This is a genomic window from Enterobacter sp. BNK-18 (assembly GCF_047456135.1).
Taxonomy (GTDB): Bacteria; Pseudomonadota; Gammaproteobacteria; order Enterobacterales; family Enterobacteriaceae; genus Enterobacter; species Enterobacter ludwigii.
Window position 1 is genome coordinate 2,947,451 of record NZ_CP179899.1, and the last position, 26,882, is coordinate 2,974,332.

Below are 26,882 nucleotides of genomic sequence, written 5' to 3' on the forward strand. Positions count from 1 at the left end.
CTTTTCTCCTCAGAACCAGACTTCAGCCTGCACACCAAAATTCAGCGTATCGGTATCGCCGCTACGTGAATATCCCCCCGGACTCAGGGTGCCAGTGCTCCAGTCGTAATTTCTGTCCATCGCATCCGAGACGCCTTTATCCCATTTTGCGTAGGTGGCAAAGAAGCGCAGTTGCGGACGGCTCCAGAAACCTGAATCAAAGGTCAGGGTCGGCGCAATGGTCACCTTGGTCAGCCCACCTTTCCCTTTACCGTTTACGCCCATGTAGTTTTTATCATCCAGATATTCGTAGCCCACCTCATATTGCATGGCGAAGTTTTTGGTTATCTGATGATACGGACGGATACCCGCGACCCACATGGAACGTCCCCAGCCGTCATCGTCGTTGGTCCACCAGCGGTAGTTTTTGTCTTTCTGATAAAACGCAAAGGTCGATACCTCCACGTCACCCAGGTTGGCCATGCTGTCCAGCACGACGCGCCAGGATTGCGTATCCTCAAGGTTTGCCCAGCCCCAGCCGTTTTTACCCAGCGAATCCGCGGCGGCCAGGCCTTTGCCATACTGGAAAGCGATGCGGGAGTATCCGTTGGTCAGGCCGTAGAAGCTGTCAAAGTTGTACAGCGCCGTCACGCCGTACCCCTTCTCAGCCGAGGTAGGATGGTTTTCATTGCGGTTCATGTGGTGGCCGATAAGTTCGACATCGAGCCCGGTGCCGCCGATCTTTTTAAACCACAGGTTAAGCGAATAGTCGTCCGGATAGCCCTGATCCCCCAGATCTACCGGATAAGCTTTGGCTTCGTCGGTGGTCGAGAAGGCATACACACCCGCATCAAAGCGCGCAAAGCCTAAGTCCAGGTTATCGAACCCGCCCCCGGTTCCGTTGTACTGAATGTACTCCCAGTCGAACTGGTGGCTGGAAAGGTTGGAGCTGCTATAGCGTTTACCGGCCCAGAAGGTCATGTCCGGGGCAAAATCGAGATTCGTTAATTCAGCAAACCCTTCGCGGAACTGGGTCTCTTTGCCGTCATCGTCAGTACAGTTCCAGTCGGCAGTACATTTGGTCTGGTGCGTCAGGTTGGCCTGAATACGTGCGACTGCACCTGAATCCGACTTCAGCGTCACCGTCGGGATCAGCTCAATTTTGGTATCTTCTTCGTTACCCAGACGCCATTTCCCGTCAGGCATCAGCCCCACCGAATCGACCCGGTTGCCATCGCTATTGGCAAGAATACCCGAGCGTAAATAGCCGTGGAGGGCGAAATCATATTTCTCATCGGCGCTGGCATAACCGCTGATGACAGTAAGAGCAATCAAGGACAGAGGTATTGATTTCATTAACGTTTGCATAGGTTCCCTTTGAATTTTTATTTTCACGGTTAAACGTGCAGGGGAAATGTAAGGATCAAATTCGGAAATGTACATCCACAAACGGAAAGCGCTTTCCATGTTTGCCGGATTGAATCACAAATTTAAGATCAAAGAGAAAATTTTTGTGAAGAATGTCACGAAATAACCTTCTGCCCATCAGGAACGGGCAGAAGCAGGGAGGCGGGGATTATTTTTCCAGCTGCATCAACTGGCGTTCATGAACCTTGAAGAAGGGGCGATAGAGCATCCATGCATTAAAAAAGGCGAACAGGCACATGCACATATTTTTCCAGCTGCCGTTCGCCGACCAGGCTGCGCCCAGCGGTGAAGGCATAGACCAGGGCAGCATGGCGACGGCTCTGTCGAGCACGCCAAGCTGGGTTAAATACCAAGCTATACAGGCATTTATCAGTGGTACAAACACAAAGGGCAGTAAAAAAACCGGGTTCATGATGACGGGGAAACCAAACAATATCGGCTCGTTAATGTTGAACAGCGACGGCAGAAGGCCAATTTTCCCGACGCTCTTCAACTGCCGGGATCGGCTTCGCATCGCCATAAAGACCAGCGGCAGCGTAGAGCCGATACCGCCAATCAGCAGATAAAAATCCCAGAATCCCTGCAGATAAATATGGGGCAGCACGGCTTCCCCGGCGGCCAGGGCCCGCTGGTTTTCAAACAGATAGGTGAGCCAGAACGGGTTCATGATGCCCGTAATGATCAGGGCGCCATGAATACCGACGAACCATAAAAGATTACATAGAAACAAGGAGATAAGCACAGCCGTAAGGGTATCGGATGCCACGATAAGCGGGCGTAACGCCTCGCCAATCAGCTGCGGCAAAATTTGTCCGGTCGTCTGCAGCATCACGGCATTCATTACGCTAATGGAGAGCATGATCACCAGCAGCGGCATCAGCAGCTGGAAACCATTTCGCGTCATCACCGGTACCTCCTCCGGCAGACGAATGCACCACCCTCTTTTGTAGAAAAACCTTATTATTTCAATAGAGTAAGCACTTGAAATGAGCGCAGTGAAAAGCCCCATCCCGCCCAGAAAAATATTCGTTGCACCGTTATCCCGAAAGCCAATGAACAGCAAAAAGGAGAGGCAGCCGGTGAGCCCACACAGCCGTTCCGGCAGTTGATACTGCTTGGCCAGACTGGCGCTGGCACCAAACGCGACAATCAGCGCCACCAGTCCGAGCGTCAGCTCAAAGGTTGGCAACAGCATCGGACGCAGCAGCAGATAGACGTGTCCGAGGCGCGATGCACTTGAAATGGCGAACGGTGGAAACAGCAGTGGCACCATCAGGCTTCCCACAATCACAAAAGGCATGGCGAGGGAAAAGCCGTCCCGCATCGCGGTAATATGTTGATTTCTGGTGATTATATTGGCTGCTGGTGTGAGACGTTGCTCAATCAAATCCACAGCAACATTCATCAAATGAATGTTCATAACTCGACCTTAATAGTTCGTGAATAGCCGCGATGATCTCGCACATCCGGACAAAGTGAAAGATTCCCTCAGGTGATCGCGGTCACAATTACCTTATCCACCAACGGAAAGCGCTTTCCGTTTTGTTCCATGATGACTATATTCCAGCCATAAGTTCAAAGGAGACGTTATGAAAAAAATCATGTTGTGTTGTTCTGCCGGGATGTCCACCAGCCTGCTGGTGAAAAAAATGGTCGACGAAGCGCAAAAGCGTGGCCTGGAAGCGGAGATCAAAGCGTTTGGCGTGGCCGAATTCGCCGAGCAGGTCGGTCACTATCAGGTGGTGCTGCTTGGACCGCAGGTGAAGTACATGCAAAGCGATCTTCAGAAACAAGCTGATAAATACGGGATCCGTGTTGAGCCTATCAACATGATGGATTACGGCATGCAAAAAGGGGGCGCCGTTCTCGATTTCGCCCTCTCCCTGATAGATAACAAATAACGAAGGGAAAACCCATGAGCTCTCTGTACGCGAAACTTATCCAGGTCATTGAACAGAAAATTACCCCGATGGCAGGCGCCGTCGGGCAGCAGAAGTATGTGACCTCGATTCGTGACGGCTTTATCACCGCCCTGCCGTTCATGATCGTCGGTTCCTTTATGCTGGTGTTTATTTTCCCGCCCTTCTCACCCGACACGTCCTGGGGTTTCGCCCGGGCATGGCTGCAATTCTCCTTGGATCACCGTGAAGCCCTGATGCTGCCGTTCAACTTCAGCATGGGGATCATGACGATCTTCATTTCAGTCGGGATCGCCGCGAGCCTGGCCAAACATCACGATCTGGATGCCCTTACCGCCGGCATGCTGTCGCTGATGGCATTTCTGCTGGTGGCTGCGCCGTTAAAAGACGGACAGATTTCTACCGCCTATTTCTCCGGGCAAGGGATCTTCACGGCCATTCTGGTGGCTATCTACTCTACCGAGCTGTATGCCTTCCTGAAGCGTCACAATATTACCATCCGCCTGCCGCCAGAAGTGCCTACGGGCGTTGCGCGTTCGTTCGAAATTCTGATCCCGGTGCTGGCAATTGTTGTCACTCTGCACCCGCTCAACCTCTTCATTGAGGCCCAGCTCGGCATGATTATTCCGGAAGCGATTATGTCGCTGGTGAAACCGCTGGTTGCCGCCTCCGATACGCTGCCTGCCATTCTGCTCTCGGTGCTGGTGTGCCAGGTTCTGTGGTTTGCGGGCATCCACGGCGCGCTGATTGTCACCGGAATTATGAACCCGTTCTGGATGGCGAACTTGTCGGTTAACCAGGCAGCAATGGCTGCCGGTCAGGCGATCCCGCACATTTACGTTCAGGGATTCTGGGATCACTACCTGCTGATTGGCGGGGTCGGCTCCACGCTGCCGCTGGCGTTACTGCTGCTGCGCAGCAAAGCGGTGCATCTGCGTACCATTGGGCGTATGGGCGTGGTACCGGGGATGTTTAATATCAACGAACCGATTTTATTCGGTGCCCCTATCATCATGAATCCGCTCTTTTTCCTGCCGTTCGTGCTGGTTCCGATGGTCAATGCCACCCTCGCCTATTTTGCCCTTGATTTCGACCTGGTCAGTCGCGTGGTCTCGATGACACCGTGGACAACGCCTGCCCCTATCGGCGCATCCTGGGCAGCCAACTGGAGTTTTAGCCCGGTGATCCTCTGCCTGCTGTGCATGGTTACCTCAGCGGCCATGTACTTCCCGTTCCTCAAAGCGTACGAGAAGCAGCTGCTGGAACAAGAGCATGAAAATTCGGTTGAACAATCTGAAGAAGCGGCACAGTCCGCCTGATAGTGAAAACACAGAGGTTACTGATGGAATTAGAAGAACAGGTCATGGGCATTATTATCAATGCCGGTCAGTCACGCAGTCTCTGCTACGAAGCGCTTGGCTTCGCAAAAAAAGGTGACTTTGCCTCAGCCGACGCGCGGATGAAAGAGGCGGCGCACTTCGGCCGTGAAGCGCATCTGGTGCAAACCCAACTGATCGAAGCTGACGAAGGGGAAGGCAAAACCAAAATGACGCTGGTGATGGTGCACGCTCAGGATCATTTGATGACCTCGATTCTGGCGAAAGAACTGGTGACGGAGCTGATCGAGCTGTACCGCACTCGTCAGGCATAACCATTCAGAAGAGGCGCTGGCCTCTCCTTTTCGAGGAACGTATGCACTATCTTGGACTCGATATTGGCGGCACAAAAATGGAAGCCGTCCTGCTTTCGCCTCAGGGCGAATGCCTTTGGCGTGAGCGTCGTCCGACGCAAAAAGAGAGTTATGACGCCTTTATGCACCATCTGCTGGCGTTTATCGGTGAAGCGCGCGCGGTAGGTGAAGTGCCATTCAGTATCGGTATTGGCCTGCCGGGGGCCATCGACCCACAAAGCGGGCTAATTAAAAACTGCAACTGCCTGGTGCTCAACGGTCACGACCTGAAGCATGATTTAGCAAAGCAGCTCAATCAGCCCGTGTGGATAGCCAATGACGCGGACTGCTTCACGCTGTCTGAAGCGGTTGATGGCGCAGGCGCAGAAGCAGAAACCGTCTTTGGCGTAATTGTCGGTACCGGATGCGGCGGTGGCGTGGCGGTACATAAGCGTCTGCTTCAGGGGCTAAACGCCATCGCTGGCGAATGGGGACATAACCCGTTGCCTGGCTATGCCCCCGAGACGGATGGTCCGGCGCAGTCCTGCTATTGCGGGAAACATAACTGTATCGAAACCTTTATCTCTGGCACCGGCTTTGCCCGCCGTTATCCCAGCGAACTGAGCGCGCAGGCCATCATTGAAGCGGCGGCCCAGGGAGACCTGACCGCGCGGGCCCATTGGCGACACTTTATCGACGCTTTTGCCCGCAGTCTGGCCTCGGTGATCAATATTCTTGATCCGCAGGTTATTGTGTTGGGCGGTGGGTTATCAAATGTCAGCCAGCTGTACGACGAACTTCCGGCCGCCATCAGGCCCTACATCTTCTCGGAAAGCTGCCGTACCCGTATCGTCCCGGCCCGTTACGGCGACGCCAGTGGCGTGCGTGGCGCGGCGTGGCTACCGGGTTTGCACGCCGCGCAGACGTGAAACCGCCTGTGGGGGGCGCTAAGATTCTTAAGGTGGGTTATGTTAAGATAACCAAAACCCACCACGCAGAAAATGCTATGCCAACGATTGACGATGTATCACGATTAGCCAATGTCTCACGAGCAACCGTCTCACGCGTGTTGACGGGGACGCGCGGCGTGCGCGAAGAGAGCCGTGAAGCCGTGCTGCGCGCCGTAGAAGAGCTTAATTATCGCCCAAGCTTTGCCGCGCAAAACCTGGCAAGTCAGTCATCAAGCTACGTTGGTCTGGTTCTCTCTGCGAAGGATGAAAGCAGCGGAGCACGTTTGCTGCCTGCGCTCTCCCGCGCCATGAAAGCGTTGAATAAAACGCTCATCGTAGAGTACGTAAACGATCCTGTTGAGCAGGCTGTCACCGTCGATGATCTTCAGCGCCAGTGCGTTGCTGTCGTAGTCTTTGGGCCGGTTGCAGCCGGTAGCGCAGAGAATGTTATCTCCTTCGATCGTCCTGTGGTGGATGCGAAACCTCAGGGATATGACTTTGCCTTTGCGACGGAAAGCGCCTGTCGTTACATGACGGGCAAGGGCCATCGCAATATCGCACTGGTGATTGACAGCGAACACGATGACAACAGTAAAAAGATGGTGGAAGGCTATCGCAACGTCCTGCAAAACTACTCTTTGCCGTTTAATCGCCAGCTGGTGTTAACGGCGAATGAAGATGTTGAACAGGCGCTGCTGACGCTCATCAACAGCCTGAGCAAGTTTTCCGCCATTGTGGTTAAACGTGATGCCTATGCCGCTGAAGCGATGCGTCTGTTCCGGGAATTTGGCATTTCCGTTCCGCAGGAAGTATCGCTGCTGAGTCTGGAAGATTCACCTCTGGCAACCCAGCTCTATCCACAGCTGACCTGTATCTCGTGGCCAATGGATCAGTTGCTCACTCAGTGCGTTGAGCGCATTAAAAGCCTGGTGGATGGCCGACCTGTTCGCACGTCAGAGCTCTCCCCCGTGATTGGTAAACTCACACCTCGCCAGTCGGTGATGGAAAAAAGCTAGCGGGTACGCAGCGATTGCCGGCTTAAGGGTGTGATAACACAGTAAACGTTATCCCTGTTCTGGAGCGAGATGATGAAAACCTTTCTGTTCATAAGTGCCCTCACCCTTTTCCCGGCGCTCTCCTGCTATGCCATCGCCCAGGAAACGCCCCTGCCGCTGAAAGAGCAAATTCATACCGATGAAGGTACGTTATGCGTGTATGGCGATGCTGCGCGCAGTGAAAAGGTTGTGATGCAGGGCGGCAACGATTGCCCACAGAGTAAAGCGGTAAAACAGTCCTGATTTTTTTGAAGGGGTGGAGTTATTACCAGGCGGTAAGAATTTACCCCCCTTATTTTTTTGATTAAAAGTCAGTCCTGCGACAAATTAAGATGGAGTCTGGTCATTAAGCGATAAATGAGGTCTGTACTCGTTATAGCCCTGCCGCAAGCCATTTATGATTTTCCGGGCATGAAAATATCGCTGAATCCATATTCACTCAGACATAACACCCACGGCTTCCCGCTTCACTTCGGATACTTCCATACCGCCAGACTTCTTGCATAAGTTCCAGAAGATGGCGTCTTAAATAGCATCCTTAAGACAGCGTTTCAATGCAAAACCCCGGTCTGGCCTGGCGGAGGATAAAGATGATGTGTTTGTAAAAAACACTTTTTTAAGGGGATGTTCTCATGTGGTTTATACAGATATAACTTACATTGTGATGTGTTAATGAATGGGGAGCAGGTCACGGCGGTTATACCTGAGTTTGTTCTCAACCATCCTCAAGCGGATGTATGGAAACAATAGTCACAATGGAATATCAATATACTGGTGACTTGAAGAAGTAAGATCTTGGGGACATTCTGCCCCCCTTATCCTTTGGGATACGAAAATTCTGCGGTGACTAAATGCGATTCTGACTTATCAGATTGGACGTCATACGCGAAGTTATATCGTTTTCCAGATGTAAATTTAAATCCAAATACTGGAAGACACTCACCCTTCGGTACATAAACAGGCTTGTCATCGAAAATCTTGTGAAGAGAGTCGCTATTATCGCTATTGATTTGAATAGCAGTGATCCGTTCCTGCGGCTCCAGTGGTGACACCACACAAACTTGATTATCTTTGATTAATGCCGTTGTAGATTCGCGATCTACCATTCGATCACCAGGCCCAGGGCATCCCGTTAAGAGGAATACAACACCCAGCAATATTTTATTCTTCATGTTTAACGCCCCTTCCCTGTTACGATTTTCTGATAAAGCGAGGGGACATCCTGCGACATATCAACGCCCCTGTACATCCCCATGCGCCCTGGTCTCTGATAGTAAGACCACTTATTGATACCATAAACCAGCAGTAACCAGTAATCAGCCAAAATAGAGGCTTGCTGTTCAAGAGAGTAATCAGTGAGCTTTTCTTTATCCAGCTTGTAGGTATATTCAGCAGCCCAGCTAAAAGCCCCCCTCACTCTCACCCATTGCCCATGTTGGTGTTGCCACACATGCCCCAGTTCGTGGATGAAAACGTATTTATCTTCGATGAAAACAGAGTTTGCGGAAAAATCTTCTCTGTACATCGACTTTCTGTACCATAACTCTCCGTTGGGAGTCATCGCATAGTTTTGTTTCTGAAGTCCGAAGGGTAAATAGCTGTCGCAATGAATCCAGACACGGCTATAAACTATTGAATCTCCGAACACCCTACGAGCCATTGCAATCTCGCCTAACGTCATCCGGCGTAATGTACCTTCCTCCGCCTGCGCGCTCATAAACTGCCCTCCTTGTATGATTTATCTACATCGTAAAATCATAATTCGAAATAGTCTATACGCGAACTTTAGCCATTCATCAAACGCAGTGACGGTGCAAACACTACTCCCCGTTGCTTTTATCCCCCTCCTCTTGCCGCATAGATTCTATAAACTCTCGTTGCTCTTGTGTGAGTTCAAGCTCATCCAGCAAGCGATCTAACTCTTCTTCAGGTGATTCCTTTTGGTTCTGTCTCTTCCCGATAGCCATGCTCACCCTTGAGTTAATAGGATTAATCTCAGGGTATCCAGGGTGCATAAAATGCGCAACTAACAGATTTTGGACAATAGCAGCCATAAAGCCCCGTTAGTGGTACAAGCAACAAGCAGAGCGTAGCGACTTCATCAGATTGTCTGAGGGATCACACCTTATCAGGTGTGCTCGTATATCTGTCGAAGCGCTGGAAGAGCCTGTATATCGGGCTTTAATGCGAGTGATCAGTCTGTCGATATCATAACAATGCCAGGATAGGTTTTTTTCACGTTTCACTATCGCGGTGTGAGGATGCAACTGCCGCCAACGCTGAGTTATCCTGTCATCTCACCGTGTAACTTAGCGTGACAGTTACCAGGGACGGATCATAATGGTAGACCCCATAGGCGACTAAAACAGGTAACTATTTAATTTGCTGATAGAGAAAGATTTAAAGGGCTTTTTCAGAAAGGGAGATTCTGGAGCGGGCGAAGGGAATCGAACCCTCGTATAGAGCTTGGGAAGCTCTCGTTCTACCATTGAACTACGCCCGCTTTGAGGTGCGTAAGGCATTATAGACCTTACGCCTCTTCATACAAGCCTCTTTGCAACTAAATGGCGATTATATAATCACTTAGCACTTTGGCTTGCTGCCTGGCACCGGAAGATAACGCTGCGGATCGATGGCTGTGGCGCGATAGCGGATCTGGAAGTGTAACTTCACCGAGTCCGTGCCGGTACTGCCCATGGTGGCAATCTTCTGCCCAGCCTTCACATTCTGCCCGTTGTTCACCAGCATCGTATCGTTGTGGGCATAGGCAGTGATGTAATCTTCCCCATGTTTAATCATGATCAGGTTACCGTAACCGCGCAGCTGGTTGCCGACGTAGACCACCTTCCCTGCCCCTGATGCATAGACTGGCGTGCCGCGCGCAGCAGCGATATCAATGCCTTTATTGCCTCCCTCAGACAAGGAGTAAGGCAACACGACCTTGCCGCTGGCAGGCCAGACCCAGCAACGCTGGCCGACCGGAGGCCATGAGGACTGCGGCACCGCGTAAGACGGCGTCACTTTGGCTGTTTTGCCTTTAGAGGATTTCTTCGTTGAAGACGCGCCACCGTTAACCTTCAGTTTCTGCCCCACCTCGATAGTGTAGGGTGGAGAGATGTTATTCAGACGCGCCAGATCCTTCACGCTGGTCCCCGTTGCGCGCGAAATCCGATACAGCGTATCCCCGCGCTTAACGGTATAGACCGCACCGGAATAGCTGCCCATATCCGACGACTTGCTTCCTGAACAGCCTGCCAGTAATAGCGTCAGCGTCAGACAAAAAACGGCGGTAATGGGATTTCTCGTCAGGCTTCCTGCAAACAAAACAGATCCTCGGTCAGCGTGAATGGCGCACTATGATACCAGCCCAGACTGATATGGGTCAGCCCTTTTCCGCTCTTGAGAGCAAACGGCGCATGGAGGAATGCGGTATAATGCAGCTGCTGATGGTGCTGAGCCATCCGCATCGTTGGCACTGGAGCATCAATGAGTATTCAAGAACACGTTATTTTGGTAAATGACCAGGGAATGGTGATTGGCACTCAGGAAAAGTACGCCGCCCACACCGCCCACACCCCGCTGCACCTGGCTTTCTCATCGTGGCTTTTTAACGCCAGAGGTGAGTGTCTGGTTACCCGACGCGCCTTAAGCAAAAAAGCCTGGCCAGGTGTCTGGACCAACTCCGTTTGTGGACATCCTCAGTCTGGTGAAAAGACGGAACAGGCTATCATCCGCCGTTGCCGCTTTGAGGTTGGCGCGGAGATCGCCAATATCACTCCCATCGCCTCTGAGTTCCGTTATCGTGAAGCCGATCCTTCGGGGATCGTGGAGAACGAGATTTGCCCGGTATTCGCAGCACGCGTCACCAGCGAACTGCATATTAATCACGATGAAGTGATGGAGTATGAATGGGTCGAGCTGGAAGCGTTGTTCCGCGCACTGGACGCTGCCCCCTGGAGCTTTAGCCCGTGGATGGTGCAGGAAGCGACGGTCGCCCGCGACGCGCTCAGGGCCTTCGCGGCGCAATAAAAAAGCCCCTTTCGGGGCTTTTTTACTGTCTTAACGGCTTACTTCACCGGGCGCATCGCCGGGAACAGGATCACATCACGGATGGTGTGGCTGTTAGTGAACAGCATAACCATACGGTCGATACCAATCCCCAGACCTGCGGTTGGTGGCAGACCGTGCTCCAGCGCAGTCACATAGTCTTCGTCGAAGAACATCGCTTCGTCATCGCCCGCCGCTTTCGCGTTAACCTGATCCTGGAAGCGCTGAGCCTGATCTTCTGCATCGTTCAGCTCGCTAAAGCCGTTGCCGATTTCGCGGCCACCGATGAAGAACTCAAAGCGGTCAGTGATTTCCGGGTTCACATCATTACGACGTGCCAGCGGAGAAACTTCTGCCGGGTATTCGGTGATGAAGGTCGGCTGAATCAGGTGCGCTTCGGCCACTTCTTCGAAGATCTCGGTCACGATACGGCCCAGACCCCAGCTCTTCTCAACGTTGATACCGATGCTTTCCGCGATCGCTTTCGCAGAGTCGAAGTTATCCAGATCGGCCATGTTGGTTTCTGGACGGTATTTCATGATCGCTTCGCGCATGGTCAGTTTTTCGAACGGCTTGCCGAAGTCGAAGACTTCTTCACCGTAAGGCACTTTAGTGGTGCCCAGAATGTCCTGCGCCAGGGTACGGAACAGTGATTCGGTCAGCTCGATCAGATCTTTATAATCCGCATACGCCATATAGAGTTCCATCATGGTGAACTCTGGGTTATGACGCACGGAGATGCCTTCGTTACGGAAGTTACGGTTGATTTCGAACACGCGGTCAAAACCACCGACGACCAGACGTTTCAGGTACAGTTCCGGCGCGATACGCAGGTACATGTCCAGATCGAGGGCGTTGTGATGGGTGATGAACGGACGTGCAGACGCGCCGCCCGGGATCACCTGCATCATTGGGGTTTCCACTTCCATAAAGTCGCGGTTAACCATGAACTGGCGGATACCGGCCATGATCTGAGAGCGAATCTTGAAGGTCTTACGGGATTCATCGTTGGAGATGAGATCCAGGTAACGCTGACGGTAGCGCGCTTCCTGATCCTGCAGGCCATGGAATTTGTCCGGCAACGGGCGCAGGGCTTTGGTCAGCAGACGCAGTTCGGTGCAGTGGATAGACAGCTCACCGGTCTTGGTTTTGAACAGCTTACCTTTCGCCCCCAGGATATCGCCCAGGTCCCACTTCTTGAACTGCTCGTTGTAGATGCCTTCCGGCAGGTCGTCACGGGAGACGTACAGCTGAATACGGCCGCCAACGTCCTGCAGCGTCACGAAGGAGGCTTTACCCATGATACGACGGGTCATCATGCGGCCAGCAACGGCCACTTCGATGTTCAGCGCTTCCAGCTCTTCGTTCTCTTTACCGTCGAAGTCAGCGTGCAGTTGGTCTGAGGTATGGTCACGACGAAAATCGTTCGGGAACGGCACGCCCTGCTCGCGCAGTGCTGCCAGCTTCTCGCGGCGGGTTTTCAGTTCGTTATTAAGATCGACTACCGCGTCAGCGCCCTGTGCTTGTTGTTCAGACATGTTGGTTCCTCATAACCCTGCTTTCAAACTTGCTTCGATAAATTGGTCCAGGCTGCCGTCCAGCACCGCCTGCGTGTTACGGGTTTCAACCCCGGTACGCAGGTCTTTGATGCGGGAGTCATCAAGGACGTAAGAACGGATCTGGCTGCCCCAACCGATGTCAGATTTGTTATCTTCCATCGCCTGTTTCTCAGCATTTTTCTTCTGCATCTCCAGTTCATAAAGCTTCGCTTTCATCTGCTTCATGGCCTGGTCTTTGTTCTTATGCTGGGAACGGTCGTTCTGGCATTGCGTCACCAGCCCGGTTGGAATGTGGGTGATACGCACCGCAGATTCCGTACGGTTAACGTGCTGACCACCCGCGCCGGATGCGCGGTAAACGTCGATACGCAGATCCGCCGGGTTGATGTCGATATCGATATCTTCGTCAACTTCCGGATAGACAAATGCGGAGCTGAAGGAGGTGTGACGACGGCCGCCGGAGTCGAACGGGCTCTTACGCACCAGGCGGTGAACCCCCGTCTCGGTACGCAGCCAGCCGTAGGCGTAATCGCCAATAATCTTGATGGTGACAGATTTAATACCGGCCACTTCACCTTCAGACTCTTCGATGATTTCGGTTTTGAAGCCGCGGGCTTCCGCCCAGCGCAGATACATGCGCATCAGCATGCTGGCCCAGTCCTGGGCTTCGGTACCGCCAGAACCTGCCTGAATATCGAGATAGCAGTCAGCGTTATCGTATTCACCGGAGAACATGCGACGGAATTCAAGCTGTGCCAGCTTCTCTTCGAGCACGTCGAGTTCAGCCACGGCTTCGTTAAAGGTTTCTTCGTCGTCAGCTTCGACGGCCAGCTCCAGTAAACCGGAAACATCTTCCAGCCCCTGAGCCATTTGATCCAGCGTATCTACGATAGCTTCGAGAGAGGAACGCTCTTTACCCAGCGCCTGCGCGCGTTCAGGTTCGTTCCAGACGTCCGGCTGTTCCAGCTCGGCGTTTACTTCTTCAAGACGCTCTTTCTTGGCATCGTAGTCAAAGATACCCCCTAAGAACGTCAGAGCGCTCCGTGAGGTCCTGAATACGGTTTTTTACCGGATTAATTTCAAACATGGTCTGTTTTCTTTTATGGACTTGTCAAAATGCGGTGATAAGAGCGGGATTGTACCGAATCCACGCCCTTTTTTATAGAGATTACTGCCGCTAAATTGGCCAGATATTGTCGATGATGATCTGAAGGGTGCGGTTACCGCGGAACTCGTTTATATCCAGTTTGTATGCCAGCTCAACTTCGCGCACGCCGTTGTCCGGCCAGACAGCGGTATCGACGTTAAAGGCAATACCGTCCAGCAGCGGGCCACCGCCTACAGGCTCGACCATCACTTTCAGATGGCGCTCACCAACAATGCGCTGTTGCAGCAGACGGAAGCGGCCATCGAACAGGGGTTCCGGGAACATCTGCCCCCACGGCCCTGCATCCCGGAGCATCTGTGCCACTTCCATCGTCATCTCAACCGGCGTGAGTTCGCCGTCGGAAACCACTTCGCCCTGCAGCAGGGCCGGGTCAATCCAGTCGGTGACCAGCTCGCCGAACAAACGCTGGAACTCGTCGAACTTCGCCTCTTCCAGCGACAAACCTGCCGCCATGGCATGGCCGCCGAACTTGAGCATCAGACCCGGGTAGAGGGTATCCAGACGCTCCAGCGCATCGCGCATGTGCAGCCCCTGAATCGAACGCCCGGAGCCTTTGAGGGTGCCATCACCAGCCGGTGCAAACGCAATGACCGGGCGGTGGAAACGCTCTTTAATACGCGAAGCCAGAATGCCCACCACGCCCTGATGCCACTCAGGGTGATACATCGCCAGGCCGCCCGGCAGCGTATCGCCGCTGCGTTCCAGTTTTTCGCACAGGGTCAGCGCTTCAACCTGCATTCCCTGTTCAATCTCTTTACGGGTCTGGTTCAGGGCGTCCAGCTCATTAGCCAGCACGCGCGCTTCACCAATGTTGTCGCACAGCAGCAACGCGACGCCAACGGACATGTCGTCCAGTCTGCCGGCCGCGTTCAGGCGAGGCCCCAGAGCGAAGCCCAGATCGCTTGCCGCCAGCTTGAGCGGATCGCGGTTAGCAATCTCAAGCAGCGCTTTGATACCGGGACGGCATTTGCCCGCCCGGATGCGGCTTAAGCCCTGCCAGGTCAGAATACGGTTATTGGTATCGAGCGGCACCACGTCTGCGACGGTCCCCAGTGCGACCAGGTCGAGATACTCGGCCAGGTTCGGCACGGCAATACCGCGGGCGTCGAACCAGCCCTTATCACGCAGCAGCGTGCGTAACGCCAGCATCAGATAAAATGCCACGCCAACGCCTGCGAGTGATTTCGACGGGAAATCGCAGTCGCGCAGGTTCGGGTTGATGATCGCTTCCGCGGCAGGCAGCGTTTCACCCGGCAGGTGGTGATCGGTAACCAGCACCGGGATCCCCAGCTGATGCGCATGATCGACGCCCGCATGGGAAGAGATCCCGTTATCTACGGTCAGAATCAGCTGTGCGCCGCGGGCATGGGCCTGATCGACCACTTCCGGGCTGAGGCCGTAACCATCTTCAAACCGGTTCGGCACCAGATATGTCACGTTGGCGCAGCCCAGCGCGCGCAGGCTCAGCACGCTCAGCGCGGTACTGGTTGCGCCATCAGCATCAAAATCCCCCACCACCACAATGCGCGTACCTTCACACAGCGCGTTGTAGAGTATTTCTGTGGCTTTTTCGATGCCGTTTAACTGCTGCCATGACAACATCCCTTTAACGCTGCGCTCAAGGTCGGCGGCGATACGCACGCCACGGCTGGCGTATAGCCGCTTTAGCAGCGGCGGGAGGTCGTCAGGCAAATCAGCATGTTCAACCGCCTCGCGGCGGCGCAGTTTTATTGGGGCTTTCACGCGAATTATTTACCACCAAACTGTTTCTGGTGCGCGTCGAGGAACTCTTTCATCTCTTTAGGTCCCTGATAACCCGGAACAACATAGCCATTGCTCAGGACAATCGCTGGCGTACCGTTCACCCCAAACTGCACACCCAGCGCGTAGTGGTTAGCGATATCAATGTCGCAGGATGCAGGCTGCACGCCTTTGCCATTCATCGCGTCATCAAAGGCTTTGTTGCGGTCTTTCGCACACCAGATAGCTTTCATATCCTGCTCTGGCTTGCTCTCAACGCCCGCGCGCGGGAAGGCCAGATAACGCACGGTGATCCCCAGCGCGTTGTAATCTTTCATCTCTTCATGCAGCTTATGGCAGTAGCCACAGGTGATGTCGGTGAAGACGGTAATGACGTGTTTTTCCTGCGCCGCTTTATAAACGATCATCTCTTTTTCGAGCGCGTTCAGGTTTTTCATCAGCAGCTGGTTGGTTACGTTGACCGGCTGTGCACCGCTCACGTCGTACATTGGCCCCTGAATAATGTGTTTTCCGTCTTCGGTCACGTACAGCACGCCGCTGTTCGTCAGAACCGTTTTCATGCCGGCAACCGGTGCAGACTGGATATCACTGCTGGTGACGCCTAGCTTCGCCAGAGACTGTTTGATAGCGGCGTCATCCGCATGGGCAAAACCGGTAAATGAGGCTGCCAGCAGGGTGAACAGCGCGAAAGACTTTTTCATATAAGATCCTAATTCGTCGGCACTCACGCTCGTGGGTGGTGCTGTTGGTGTAGCTGCCGCAGCCGTTCCGTCGCGACATGGGTATAAATTTGGGTCGTGGAAAGATCGCTATGTCCCAGCAGCATCTGCACCACGCGCAGGTCGGCGCCGTGGTTCAGCAGATGCGTCGCAAAGGCATGACGCAAAACGTGTGGCGAAAGCTTTTCACTGTCGATACCCGCCAGTGTGGCGTAATGTTTGATGCGATGCCAGAACGTTTGCCGCGTCATCTGTTGTGCGCGCTGGCTGGGAAACAAGACGTCGATTGAAGCGCCATTAAGCAACCATGGACGACCGTGCTCCAGATACGTTTCCAGCCAGTACACCGCCTCTTCACCCAGCGGCACCAGCCTTTCCTTGTTTCCTTTACCGATTACGCGAACCACGCCCTGACGAAGGCTAATGTCGCTCATCGTCAGGCCGACCAGTTCAGAAACACGCAAACCGGTAGCATACAATAGCTCAAGCATGGCTTTATCGCGTAACTCCAGCGGCAGGTCAACTGCGGGTGACTGTAATAATCTCTCAACTTGTTCTTCGCTGAGATCTTTCGGCAGCCGCTGCGGGAGTTTCGGGGAGGCCAGGAGCGCGCTGGGATCGTCTTCGCGAATTTTTTCACGGTTGAGGTGCTGGAACAGCCGACGCATTGCGCTGAGCAAACGTGCGGAACTGGTGGCCTTGTAGCCCCCTTCCATCCGCTCGCCCAGCAGCGCCTGCAGGTCGTCGCTTTGTGCGTTCGCCAGCGACAGCCCGCGGTGCGCCAGCCACTCCACCAGCATGGTGAGATCGCGCCGGTAGGCACTGAGCGTATTCTCGGCCAGGTTCTTCTCCAGCCACAGTGCATCGAGAAACTGTTCGATGAGTGCGAGATCCTTTTCCACATCAGCCCCTTTGATTCTGCAGTCAGGCCATTATGCCTGATTGCTACCGGTTTCTGGTACACTACGCGCAAAGTCAAAGCAAGAATTGAGATAGTCACGCGATGAATATTGGTCTGTTCTATGGTTCCAGCACCTGCTACACCGAAATGGCGGCAGAGAAAATTCGGGACATCATTGGCCCGGAACTGGTGACGTTGCATAACCTGAAAGATGACGCGCTTACGCTGATGGAGCAGTACGACGTGCTGATCCTCGGCATCCCGACCTGGGATTTTGGCGAAATACAGGAAGACTGGGAAGCCATCTGGGACCAGCTTGATACGCTTAACCTCGACGGCAAAATCATTGCCATGTACGGCATGGGAGATCAGCTGGGTTACGGTGAGTGGTTCCTGGACGCACTTGGCATGCTGCACGACAAACTGGCACCGAAGGGCGTCACGTTTATCGGTTACTGGCCAACCGAAGGGTACGAGTTCACCAGTAAGAAACCGATTATTGCCGATGGGCAGCTGTTTGTCGGGCTGGCACTGGATGAAACCAACCAGTACGATCTCAGCGATGAGCGCCTGCAAAGCTGGTGTGAGCAGATTCTGGGCGAAATGGCAGAACAGTTTAGCTAACGCGAATTACTCCTGCGTCAGCTGCTGTAATAACATCCGACGCAGGTCCCGCCACTCAGCGCTATCCATACTGTCCGCGGCCAGCCACAGATGCTGGCGACGCCCACTGTCCACGCTACGTAGCCGCAGCATCATGCCGGAAGCGATCATCCAGGGCATACCGAGAATTTCCCACTCTTTTCCCTGCCAGCGCAGGCGGGAATCCATCAGTAATTTGATCTCCCCCTGACGGGCATGAATGCGGCGCTGGCTGCGCACGCTGTCAAACACCACAAACGACAGCAACAGCAGCCACAGAGGCGTATAGCTAAGCGGCCACGGCATCAGTAACACAAAGGCCGCGACCAGTCCGTGGAGCAACAACGACATCCACTGCGAGCGCCACGAGACGCGAAGGTCAGATTGCCACAGGACCACGTTCCTGATTCCGTGTTTGAATTAATTGCACCATCCGTTGCAACTCGGTGTCGGCGGGTTTGCCGTGATTCATCAGCCAGTTAAATAAATCAGGATCGTCAGACTCAAGCAGGCGAACAAACAGACGCTTATCATCATCGCTTAAGCTGTCATACTCATATTCGAAGAAAGGCATGATGGAAATATCAAGTTCACGCATGCCGCGACGGCACGCCCAGTGAATACGGGCCTTGTTGTTAATATCCATGTTCTGTTTCCTGCATTACGTTTGGCACAGTCGGCACCCCGTCCAGTGTTCTTGATTTCTCTGCGGGGACACCAGCTAGTGTAACGTGTTTTTGACCGTTTCTTTACTGGAATATTGCGAACCACGAGCGCGCTTCCACAATAAACCCTATAAAGACAGCGGATTACACTATTTTGCGTGGCGCTACGCATAACCGGGTTATGGCACAAATGGCCTGTTGAAAGCGCTTGCAATGCCAGCAGGCTCTTTTACCATTAGGCATTATCAAAGCGTTAAGCAATTCAGGATATCGTTATGGCCTTTACACCATTTTCTCCTCGCCAGCCCGCCGCCTCTGCGCGTCTGCCGCTGACGCTTATTACTCTTGATGACTGGGCGCTGGCGACACTCACCGGTGCAGACAGCGAAAAATACCTGCAGGGCCAGGTAACCGCCGACGTCAGCCAGATGGACGAACACCAGCATCTGCTGGTCGCACACTGCGATCCAAAAGGGAAGATGTGGAGCAACCTGCGCCTGTTCCGTCGCCAGGAGGGTTTTGCCTTTATTGAGCGCCGCAGCCTGCGGGACGCGCAGCTCACCGAGCTGAAAAAATACGCGGTCTTCTCAAAAGTCACTATTGCCGCGGATGATGAACACGTTCTGCTGGGCGTGGCAGGCTTCCAGGCCCGTGCGGCGCTGAAAAATCTGTTCAGTGAACTCCCGGATGCCCAGAAACAGGTCGTCAGCGAAGGCGCAACGTCTATCCTGTGGTTTGAACACCCGGCTGAACGCTTTCTGTTAGTCACGGATACCGCGACCGCTGAACGCATTACCGAGGCGCTGCGCGGCGAAGCCCAGTTTAATAACAGCCAGCAGTGGCTGGCGCTGAACATTGAAGCCGGTCTGCCGGTGATTGACGCCGCAAACAGCGGGCAGTTCATTCCTCAGGCCACCAACCTGCAGGCGCTGGGTGGCATTAGCTTTAAGAAAGGGTGCTATACCGGCCAGGAGATGGTGGCACGCGCCAAATTCCGCGGAGCCAACAAACGCGCACTGTGGACCCTGGCGGGCCACGCCAGCCGCGTGCCTGACGCTGGTGAAGATTTAGAGCTGAAGATGGGCGAGAACTGGCGCCGTACCGGCACGGTGTTAGCCGCAGTTCAACTGGATGATGGCCGCCTTCTGGTGCAGGCCGTCATGAACAACGATATGGAAGCCGACAGCGTGTTCCGCGTGCGTGACGATGCCAATACGCTGAGCATTGAGCCACTGCCGTATTCGCTGGAAGAGTAAGGCGTCATTGCCCGGCGTCGAGATAAAAAAACGGTAACCTGACGGTTACCGTTTTTTTTTGCTTACTCTCACGAAGAGAGGGCGAAGGCAAGAAGATCAACGTTCTGAAATTAAACCTGCCCCACATAGAGATAAATCGCTAAAAAGTGGCACACGCTACCGCCCAGCACAAACCCATGCCAGATAGCATGATTGTACGGGATACGCTTGCAGACATAGAAAATGACGCCCAGCGAGTAGACGATGCCCCCAACGGCCAGAAGCGTCACGCCCCCTACCGCCAGCTTGATCGCCAGTTGATAAACCACAATCAGCGAAAGCCAGCCCATCGTGAGATAGGTCACCAGCGACAGCACCTTAAACCGGTGCGCAATGGTCAGCTTAAACAGGATCCCCAGCAGCGCCAGGCTCCAGATAACAATCATCAGGCCACGCGACAGCGGCGAGTTAAGACCCACCAGCAGGAAAGGCGTGTAGGTCCCTGCAATAAGAAGATAGATAGCGCAGTGGTCGAATTTCTTGAGCCAGATCTTGGCCCGTTGATGCGGGATAGCGTGGTACAGCGTCGACGCCAGGAACAGCAGGATCATACTCCCGCCATACAGACTGTAGCTGGTGATGGCCATTGCGCTGGCATTCGTATCCACCGCCTGCACCAGCAATAACACTAAACCGACAATCCCAAAAACCAGGCCAATACCGTGGCTAATACTGTTGGCTATTTCCTCAGCCAGCGAATATCCCTGTGCAATTAATGGTCTGCTCACCATACAAAACTCCGGGAAAACTAACGATGAATATTCATCACCTGTCTATGCTAACTGAGAATGATTCCAGTGAACACCTGTTAGCTAAAATAATTTCACAAACATAATTTTTATCTATAAATCATGAACATAAATAAATTATTCACCTAACATTTGTTCACATTAAAATTTAATCATTAAGAATCAAGGGCATAAAATTGGATCCTGCCGCCTTGCTGCATGTTATGATGGATAAATGAGGTCTGAATGAGAGTTTCGCCATTGTGAGTATGTTCACCCACGCCGCCATTGCCAGTCTCAATAATCTGGAAATGATGGTCTACAACTATGTCATTAAAAATCGTGACAAAGTCATGTACATGACCATCCGCGAGCTGGCGGATGCGGCTGGCGTCTCAACGACCACTATCCTGCGCTTTTGCCGCAAACTCAACTGCGAAGGCTACTCTGAATTCCGCGTGCGCTTTAAGCTCTATTTAGAGCAGAACGAACCTCAGCAGGCAAATTTTGGTGCCAGTGAAATTATCAGCTTCTTTAAAGGCGTTAATAACGAAGAGTTCGATGCTTTATTAGATGAGGCGGTCGATATTATTTTATCTTCCGAACGTATTATATTTGTCGGCGCGGGCACGTCTGGCTCGCTGGCAAAATATGGCGCACGCTTCTTTTCGAATATCGGTAAATTCAGCAACCACATCGACGATCCTTATTTCCCGGTCACCAATGATATGGCTAAAAACGCGCTGGCGATTGTGCTGTCGGTATCCGGTGAAACCGAAGAGATCCTGCGCTTTGCCAGCCAGTTTAGCCTGCATCGCTGCAAAGTGCTCTCCATTACCAGCCACGAGCACTCGCGCCTGGCAAAGCTCGCGGACTTTAACCTCTCCTGGCATGTCCCTCAGACGCGGATAGGCGGCGTGTACGATATCACCACACAAATACCCGTCATCTATATTCTCGAATCGCTTGGCCGGAAACTGGCGAAGAAACTGACAGAATAAAACACCCTGTTTTTTCGATGTGACAAATTACATTTTCAGCGAATTGTTATATCGTGACATTTAATTCCGCTTTGCTAGACTCGAACGCAATATGTCATTTACTGAGAATAGCAGCGATGAAAAAACTTACCCTACCAAAAGACTTTTTATGGGGCGGTGCAGTGGCCGCTCACCAGGTTGAAGGCGGCTGGAACAAAGGCGGTAAAGGGCCGAGCATCTGCGATGTCTTAACGGGCGGTGCGCACGGCGTGCCGCGCGAAATCACGCAGGAAGTCGTGCCGGGGAAATACTATCCTAACCACGAAGCTATCGACTTCCATGGCCATTACAAAGAAGACATCAAGCTGTTTGCTGAGATGGGCTTCAAATGTTTCCGCACCTCTATCGCCTGGACGCGTATCTTCCCGAAAGGGGATGAAACACAGCCGAATGAAGAAGGCCTGAAGTTCTACGACGACATGTTCGATGAGCTGCTGAAATACAATATTGAACCGGTCATTACCCTCTCCCACTTCGAAATGCCGCTGCACCTGGTGCAGGAGTACGGCGGCTGGACCAACCGTAAAGTGGTGGATTTCTTTGTGCGCTTCGCAGAAGTGGTGTTTGAGCGTTACAAAAATAAGGTCAAATACTGGATGACCTTTAACGAGATCAACAACCAGCGTAACTGGCGTGCGCCGCTGTTTGGCTACTGCTGCTCAGGCGTGGTTTATACCGAGCATGACAATCCGGAAGAGACCATGTACCAGGTGCTGCACCACCAGTTCGTTGCCAGCGCGCTGGCGGTGAAAGCGGCGCGTCGCATTAACCCGGAAATGAAAGTCGGTTGTATGCTGGCAATGGTGGCGCTCTACCCGTTCTCCTGTAAACCAGAGGACGTGATGTTTGCACAGGAATCCATGCGTGAACGCTATGTCTTTACCGATGTCCAGCTGCGCGGTTACTACCCATCCTATGTGCTTAATGAATGGGAACGCCGTGGCTTCACCATCCATATGGAAGCGGGTGACGAGGAGATCCTGCGTGAAGGCACCTGTGACTATCTGGGCTTCAGCTATTACATGACCAACGCCGTGAAAGCGGAAGGCGGTACTGGCGATGCTATCTCAGGCTTTGAAGGCAGCGTACCGAACCCGCATGTGAAAGCCTCTGACTGGGGCTGGCAGATTGACCCGGTGGGTCTGCGCTATTCCCTGTGCGAATTGTACGAGCGTTATCAGAAACCGCTGTTTATCGTGGAAAACGGCTTTGGCGCCTACGACAAAGTAGAAGAAGACGGCAGCATCAATGATGACTACCGCATCGACTACCTGCGTGCGCATGTGGAAGAGATGATGAAAGCCGTCACGTATGATGGTGTGGATCTGATGGGTTATACCCCGTGGGGCTGCATCGACTGCGTGTCGTTCACTACCGGCCAGTACAGTAAGCGCTACGGCTTTATTTATGTGAACAAGCACGACGACGGTACCGGCGATATGTCACGCTCGCGAAAAAAGAGCTTTAACTGGTACAAAGACGTGATTGCCAGCAACGGCGAGACGCTTTAACGCTTTTCTCCTCTCCCCGATGGGGAGAGGAGATGTTTATTTCCCACCCGCCAGTTCAATAAAACTTCCCGTCACATACGAGGCTTTCTCGCTCAGCAGCCAGACAATCGCCTGCGCCACCTCTTCCGGCTGACCGCCACGCTGCATAGGCAGCATGGATTTGACCCTATCCACCCGGCCCGGCTCACCGCCAGATGCATGAATCTCGGTGTAAATCAGCCCGGGACGCACGCAGTTTACGCGGATCCCTTGCGCTGCCACTTCCAGCGATAATCCCGTCGTCAACGAATCGACAGCACCTTTGGACGCGGCGTAATCCACATATTCACCCGGAGCACCGAGGCGCGATGCCGCGGATGACACGTTCACGATCGCGCCGCCTTTACCACCATGTCTGAACGACATGCGTTTTACCGCTTCGCGGCAGCAGAGGAAATAACCAGTCACGTTCGTGGCTAACACGCGGTTGATCCGTTCAGCGGAGAGGTGTTCAATCGTGGATTGTTCAAACAGGATCCCGGCGTTGTTCACCAGTGCGGTAAGCGGTCCGGCTTCACGATCGATACTGTCGAACATTGCCAGCACCTGAGCTTCATCACTGATATCTGCGCGCACGGCAAACGCGTTACCCCCCGCGTCGGTAATCATCGTGATCACATCCGTCGCGGCTTTAATGTTGTGGTGATAGTTCACCGCTACGGTGTAGCCTTCGCGCGCCAGCTGCAGCGCGGTGGCTTTACCAATACCGCGGCTGGCGCCGGTGACCAGTGCAATTGCCATCTATGTCTCCTTATAAAAAAAACCGGGTAGCGTTAACGCTGACCCGGCCTGTAACACGTTATAACCGCGGAACGATTACTGGTATTCGCTCATTGGCACACAAGAGCAGAACAGATTACGGTCACCGTAGACGTCATCGAGACGTTTCACGGTCGGCCAGTATTTGTTTGCTATGCCGGCCGGGAACACCGCCTGCTCACGGGTATAATCGTGCTCCCACCCGGAGACCAGCTCATTCTGGGTGTGCGGTGCGTTAACCAGCGGGTTATCAGCCAGCGTCCACTCACCGGCTTTCACGCGGTCGATTTCAGCGCGGATAGCCAGCATCGCGTCAATAAAGCGGTCCAGCTCAACTTTGCTTTCAGACTCGGTGGGTTCAACCATCAGCGTACCCGCCACCGGGAACGACATGGTTGGCGCATGGAATCCGTAGTCAATCAGACGCTTAGCAATATCCAGCTCGCTGATACCTGTCTCTTCTTTCAAAGGACGGATATCGAGGATGCACTCGTGCGCCACACGACCATCACGGCCCGTGTAGAGCACCGGATACGCTTCTTTCAGACGCGTTGCGATGTAGTTAGCGTTGAGGATAGCCACCTGGCTTGCCTGCTTCAGCCCTTCCGCGCCCATCATGCGGATATACATCCAGCTAATGGGCAGGATTGAGGCGCTACCGAACGGTGCCGCAGAGACCGCGCCCTGACGGGTCAACATGCCTTCAATCTGCACTACGCTGTGGCCTGGGACAAACGGCGCCAGGTGTGCTTTCACACCGATTGGGCCCATACCTGGACCACCACCGCCGTGTGGAATGCAGAAGGTTTTGTGCAGGTTCAGGTGCGACACATCCGCGCCGATAAAGCCCGGAGAGGTAATGCCAACCTGTGCGTTCATGTTCGCACCGTCGAGATAAACCTGACCGCCGAACTGATGGACCACTTCACACACTTCACGGATGGTCTCTTCGTACACACCGTGGGTGGACGGGTAGGTCACCATGATGCAGGAGAGTTTTTCACCCGCCTGCTCGGCTTTCGCACGCAGATCGGCCAGGTCAATGTTGCCATTCTTGTCGCAGGCCACCACCACCACTTCCATACCCGCCATCTGGGCAGACGCCGGGTTGGTGCCATGCGCAGAACTCGGGATCAGGCAGATATCGCGATGCCCTTCATTGCGGCTTTCGTGATAGTGACGAATTGCCAGCAGGCCCGCGTATTCCCCCTGCGCCCCGGAGTTTGGCTGCATGCAGAGTGCATCGTAACCGGTCAGCTTCACCAGCCAGTCGGAGAGCTGGTTGATCATCAGATGGTAACCTTCCGCCTGCTCTGGTGGGCAGAACGGGTGCAGCTCGGAAAATTCAGGCCAGGTGATTGGGATCATCTCTGCCGCAGCGTTCAGCTTCATGGTGCAGGAGCCCAGCGGGATCATCGCCTGATTCAGCGCCAGGTCTTTGCGCTCCAGAGAGTGCATATAGCGCATCATCTCGGTTTCGCTGTGGTAGCGATTGAACACCGGGTGAGTCAGGATCGCATCATCACGCAGCATGCTTTCCTGGATAGAGCGGCTGTCGAGCGCGACATCTTTATCGAGCGTATCAATATCCAGGCCGTGTGCATCGCCCAGCAAGACGTTAAACAGGTTAACGATATCTTCGCGGGTAGTGCTTTCATCCAGGGTAATGCCTACCGCGTTATGGATGTCGCTACGCAGGTTGATCTCTGCCGCGTCAGCACGAGCCAGCACCGCGGCTTTGTCAGCCACTTCAACGCACAGCGTGTCAAAGTAATGGGCGTGGCGCAGTTTCAGGCCTTTCTGCTGCAGACCACAGGCCAGAATATCCGCCAGACGGTGAATACGGCTGGCAATGCGTTTCAGGCCAACCGGACCGTGGAAGACAGCGTACAGGCTGGCGATATTGGCCAGCAGGACCTGCGAGGTACAGATGTTGGAGTTCGCTTTCTCGCGACGAATATGCTGCTCGCGAGTCTGCATTGCCATGCGCAGCGCGGTGTTACCGGCGGCATCTTTTGAAACGCCGATGATACGGCCAGGCATGGAGCGTTTGAATTCATCTTTTGCGGCAAAGAACGCCGCATGTGGGCCACCGTAGCCCATCGGGACACCAAAGCGTTGTGCAGAACCGAAAACAATGTCCGCGCCCTGTTTACCTGGAGCCGTCAGCAGGACCAGCGCCATAAAATCAGCCGCGACGCTGACAACCACTTTGCGGGCTTTCAGCTCAGCAATCAGTGCGCTGTAGTCGTGAACGTCACCGGTGGTGCCGACCTGTTGCAGCAGCACGCCAAACACATCCTGATGATCGAGGACTTTGTCGGCGTCGTCGACAATCACGTCAAAACCAAAGGTTTCGGCACGGGTACGAACCACATCAAGCGTTTGCGGATGCACGTCCGCTGCCACGAAGAAGCGGTTGGCATTTTTCAGTTTGCTCACGCGCTTCGCCATTGCCATTGCTTCGGCGGCGGCGGTGGCTTCATCCAGCAGTGAAGCGGACGCGATATCCAGGCCGGTCAAATCCAGCGTAACCTGCTGGAAGTTCAGCAGCGCTTCCAGACGGCCCTGAGAAACTTCTGGCTGATACGGGGTGTAGGCGGTGTACCAGCCCGGATTTTCCAGCATATTACGCAGAATAACCGGGGGTAACTGCACGTTGGTGTAGCCCATGCCAATGTAAGACTTATAGCGCTTGTTCAGGCCGGCAATCGCCTTCAGCTCCGCCAGAGCGGCGAATTCAGTGGTGGCTTCACCCACCTGAGGCGGCGTGGCAAGCTGGATGTCTTTTGGCACAATCTGGCCGATCAGTGCATTTAATGAATCCGCGCCAACTGTCTTCAGCATCTCCTGCTGTTGCTGAGCATCCGGCCCAATGTGACGTTCAATGAAGGCGCCACGGTTTTCAAGCTGGCTTAAAGTCTGTGTCATGAGCGATGGTTCCTGAAACGTGCAGTGAATGTGTTTTCTCCCTCTCCCGGAGGGAAAGGGCTGGGGTGAGGGTGTCGTCTGTTCCCCTCACCCTACCCTCCCCCCAAAGGGGAGAGG

The 26,882-nt window shown here is 53.7% G+C and carries 29 protein-coding genes and 1 tRNA gene; 11 read left to right on the plus strand and 19 right to left on the minus strand.

From position 1 onward, the window contains the following. Positions 1–9: 9 nt before the first annotated feature. Positions 10–1,347, minus strand: a complete 1,338-nt coding sequence (locus ACMGG3_RS14115) for a maltoporin (protein ID WP_025203318.1) — start codon at positions 1,345–1,347, stop codon at positions 10–12. Positions 1,348–1,555: 208 nt separating this feature from the next. Further along, positions 1,556–2,827 (minus strand): PTS sugar transporter subunit IIC, encoded by a 1,272-nt coding sequence (locus tag ACMGG3_RS14120; RefSeq protein ID WP_020883745.1) that lies wholly within the window; start codon positions 2,825–2,827, stop codon positions 1,556–1,558. A 169-nt stretch (positions 2,828–2,996) separates the two neighbouring features. Between ACMGG3_RS14120 and ACMGG3_RS14125 the strand changes: the two genes are divergently transcribed. The 6 genes from ACMGG3_RS14125 to ACMGG3_RS14150 all read left to right on the plus strand — a co-directional run bounded on the left by ACMGG3_RS14125 (position 2,997) and on the right by ACMGG3_RS14150 (position 7,243). After that, positions 2,997–3,308, plus strand: coding sequence for a PTS sugar transporter subunit IIB (locus ACMGG3_RS14125; protein ID WP_014171497.1), 312 nt, complete (start codon positions 2,997–2,999; stop codon positions 3,306–3,308). Positions 3,309–3,322: 14 nt separating this feature from the next. Next, positions 3,323–4,645, plus strand: coding sequence for a PTS sugar transporter subunit IIC (locus ACMGG3_RS14130; protein WP_044867588.1), 1,323 nt, complete (start codon positions 3,323–3,325; stop codon positions 4,643–4,645). Between the two features lie 2 nt (positions 4,646–4,647). Further along, positions 4,648–4,977, plus strand: coding sequence for a PTS lactose/cellobiose transporter subunit IIA (locus ACMGG3_RS14135; protein WP_072126471.1), 330 nt, complete (start codon positions 4,648–4,650; stop codon positions 4,975–4,977). 41 nt (positions 4,978–5,018) lie between these two features. After that, positions 5,019–5,924, plus strand: coding sequence for an ROK family protein (locus ACMGG3_RS14140; protein ID WP_414149265.1), 906 nt, complete (start codon positions 5,019–5,021; stop codon positions 5,922–5,924). A gap of 77 nt (positions 5,925–6,001) precedes the next feature. Then, positions 6,002–6,961 (plus strand): LacI family DNA-binding transcriptional regulator, encoded by a 960-nt coding sequence (locus ACMGG3_RS14145; RefSeq protein WP_025203317.1) that lies wholly within the window; start codon positions 6,002–6,004, stop codon positions 6,959–6,961. Positions 6,962–7,030: 69 nt separating this feature from the next. Beyond that, positions 7,031–7,243 (plus strand): hypothetical protein, encoded by a 213-nt coding sequence (locus tag ACMGG3_RS14150; RefSeq protein ID WP_080346982.1) that lies wholly within the window; start codon positions 7,031–7,033, stop codon positions 7,241–7,243. Positions 7,244–7,327: 84 nt separating this feature from the next. Here ACMGG3_RS14150 and ACMGG3_RS14155 read toward each other — a convergent pair whose 3' ends face one another. The 7 genes from ACMGG3_RS14155 to ACMGG3_RS14185 all read right to left on the minus strand — a co-directional run bounded on the left by ACMGG3_RS14155 (position 7,328) and on the right by ACMGG3_RS14185 (position 10,461). Next, positions 7,328–7,435, minus strand: a complete 108-nt coding sequence (locus tag ACMGG3_RS14155) for an integrase core domain-containing protein (RefSeq protein ID WP_071820462.1) — start codon at positions 7,433–7,435, stop codon at positions 7,328–7,330. A gap of 380 nt (positions 7,436–7,815) precedes the next feature. After that, entirely contained in the window at positions 7,816–8,172 is a 357-nt protein-coding gene (locus tag ACMGG3_RS14160; protein ID WP_025203316.1) for a putative T6SS immunity periplasmic lipoprotein, read from the minus strand. Between the two features lie 2 nt (positions 8,173–8,174). After that, positions 8,175–8,717, minus strand: coding sequence for a type IV secretion protein Rhs (locus ACMGG3_RS14165; RefSeq protein ID WP_014171503.1), 543 nt, complete (start codon positions 8,715–8,717; stop codon positions 8,175–8,177). Between the two features lie 103 nt (positions 8,718–8,820). Then, positions 8,821–9,054, minus strand: coding sequence for a hypothetical protein (locus tag ACMGG3_RS14170; RefSeq protein WP_080337681.1), 234 nt, complete (start codon positions 9,052–9,054; stop codon positions 8,821–8,823). A 375-nt stretch (positions 9,055–9,429) separates the two neighbouring features. Continuing rightward, positions 9,430–9,503, minus strand: a tRNA-Gly gene (locus tag ACMGG3_RS14175). 80 nt (positions 9,504–9,583) lie between these two features. Further along, positions 9,584–10,324: an amidase activator ActS gene (gene actS, locus ACMGG3_RS14180; RefSeq protein WP_032680337.1), complete on the minus strand. Its 741-nt coding sequence runs from the start codon at positions 10,322–10,324 to the stop codon at positions 9,584–9,586. Continuing rightward, on the minus strand, positions 10,306–10,461 hold the full coding sequence (locus tag ACMGG3_RS14185) for a hypothetical protein (protein ID WP_153852832.1): 156 nt from the start codon (positions 10,459–10,461) through the stop codon (positions 10,306–10,308). Before ACMGG3_RS14185 ends, actS begins: the two co-directional genes overlap by 19 nt. A 25-nt stretch (positions 10,462–10,486) precedes the next feature. Between ACMGG3_RS14185 and idi the strand changes: the two genes are divergently transcribed. After that, positions 10,487–11,029: an isopentenyl-diphosphate Delta-isomerase gene (gene idi / locus ACMGG3_RS14190; RefSeq protein ID WP_020883734.1), complete on the plus strand. Its 543-nt coding sequence runs from the start codon at positions 10,487–10,489 to the stop codon at positions 11,027–11,029. Between the two features lie 38 nt (positions 11,030–11,067). On the opposite strand, the gene lysS is transcribed toward idi, so the two are convergent. The 5 genes from lysS to xerD form a co-directional block, all read right to left on the minus strand. Next, entirely contained in the window at positions 11,068–12,585 is a 1,518-nt protein-coding gene (gene lysS / locus ACMGG3_RS14195; RefSeq protein WP_025203283.1) for a lysine--tRNA ligase, read from the minus strand. A gap of 9 nt (positions 12,586–12,594) precedes the next feature. After that, a protein-coding gene (gene prfB, locus ACMGG3_RS14200; protein WP_104440355.1) for a peptide chain release factor 2 occupies positions 12,595–13,693 on the minus strand; the annotation gives its coding sequence in 2 pieces (ribosomal slippage) (positions 12,595–13,617 and positions 13,619–13,693; 1,098 coding nt in all). 90 nt (positions 13,694–13,783) lie between these two features. Continuing rightward, positions 13,784–15,517, minus strand: coding sequence for a single-stranded-DNA-specific exonuclease RecJ (recJ, locus tag ACMGG3_RS14205; protein ID WP_414149266.1), 1,734 nt, complete (start codon positions 15,515–15,517; stop codon positions 13,784–13,786). A 5-nt stretch (positions 15,518–15,522) separates the two neighbouring features. Continuing rightward, positions 15,523–16,236 (minus strand): bifunctional protein-disulfide isomerase/oxidoreductase DsbC, encoded by a 714-nt coding sequence (gene dsbC, locus ACMGG3_RS14210; protein WP_020883731.1) that lies wholly within the window; start codon positions 16,234–16,236, stop codon positions 15,523–15,525. 23 nt (positions 16,237–16,259) lie between these two features. Next, positions 16,260–17,156 carry a site-specific tyrosine recombinase XerD gene (xerD, locus tag ACMGG3_RS14215; protein WP_050737268.1) on the minus strand — a complete coding sequence of 299 codons (897 nt, stop codon included), beginning with the start codon at positions 17,154–17,156 and terminating at the stop codon, positions 16,260–16,262. Positions 17,157–17,257: 101 nt separating this feature from the next. Here xerD and fldB point away from each other — a divergent pair, with 101 nt between their 5' ends. Beyond that, complete coding sequence (gene fldB / locus ACMGG3_RS14220; protein WP_014171513.1) at positions 17,258–17,779, plus strand: flavodoxin FldB; 522 nt, start codon at positions 17,258–17,260, stop codon at positions 17,777–17,779. 6 nt (positions 17,780–17,785) lie between these two features. Here the strand turns inward: fldB and ACMGG3_RS14225 are convergent, their stop codons facing one another. Both ACMGG3_RS14225 and sdhE read right to left on the minus strand, forming a co-directional pair. Continuing rightward, entirely contained in the window at positions 17,786–18,196 is a 411-nt protein-coding gene (locus ACMGG3_RS14225; protein WP_014171514.1) for a protein YgfX, read from the minus strand. Continuing rightward, on the minus strand, positions 18,177–18,443 hold the full coding sequence (sdhE, locus tag ACMGG3_RS14230) for an FAD assembly factor SdhE (RefSeq protein WP_003863437.1): 267 nt from the start codon (positions 18,441–18,443) through the stop codon (positions 18,177–18,179). Before sdhE ends, ACMGG3_RS14225 begins: the two co-directional genes overlap by 20 nt. Positions 18,444–18,737: 294 nt before the next feature. On the opposite strand from sdhE, the gene ygfZ reads away from it, so the two are divergent. Next, positions 18,738–19,718 carry a tRNA-modifying protein YgfZ gene (gene ygfZ / locus ACMGG3_RS14235; protein ID WP_414149267.1) on the plus strand — a complete coding sequence of 327 codons (981 nt, stop codon included), beginning with the start codon at positions 18,738–18,740 and terminating at the stop codon, positions 19,716–19,718. 110 nt (positions 19,719–19,828) lie between these two features. Here ygfZ and trhA read toward each other — a convergent pair whose 3' ends face one another. Beyond that, positions 19,829–20,488, minus strand: a complete 660-nt coding sequence (gene trhA, locus ACMGG3_RS14240) for a PAQR family membrane homeostasis protein TrhA (protein WP_014171517.1) — start codon at positions 20,486–20,488, stop codon at positions 19,829–19,831. Positions 20,489–20,754: 266 nt separating this feature from the next. Here trhA and ACMGG3_RS14245 point away from each other — a divergent pair, with 266 nt between their 5' ends. Both ACMGG3_RS14245 and bglA read left to right on the plus strand, forming a co-directional pair. Further along, complete coding sequence (locus ACMGG3_RS14245) at positions 20,755–21,486, plus strand: MurR/RpiR family transcriptional regulator (protein ID WP_040018863.1); 732 nt, start codon at positions 20,755–20,757, stop codon at positions 21,484–21,486. Between the two features lie 116 nt (positions 21,487–21,602). Then, positions 21,603–23,036: a 6-phospho-beta-glucosidase BglA gene (bglA, locus tag ACMGG3_RS14250; protein ID WP_020883728.1), complete on the plus strand. Its 1,434-nt coding sequence runs from the start codon at positions 21,603–21,605 to the stop codon at positions 23,034–23,036. A gap of 36 nt (positions 23,037–23,072) precedes the next feature. Here bglA and ACMGG3_RS14255 read toward each other — a convergent pair whose 3' ends face one another. Together ACMGG3_RS14255 and gcvP are read right to left on the minus strand one after the other, a co-directional pair. Then, positions 23,073–23,816: an SDR family oxidoreductase gene (locus ACMGG3_RS14255; RefSeq protein ID WP_014171520.1), complete on the minus strand. Its 744-nt coding sequence runs from the start codon at positions 23,814–23,816 to the stop codon at positions 23,073–23,075. 75 nt (positions 23,817–23,891) lie between these two features. After that, entirely contained in the window at positions 23,892–26,765 is a 2,874-nt protein-coding gene (gcvP, locus tag ACMGG3_RS14260; protein WP_138014143.1) for an aminomethyl-transferring glycine dehydrogenase, read from the minus strand. Positions 26,766–26,882 lie beyond the last annotated feature (117 nt).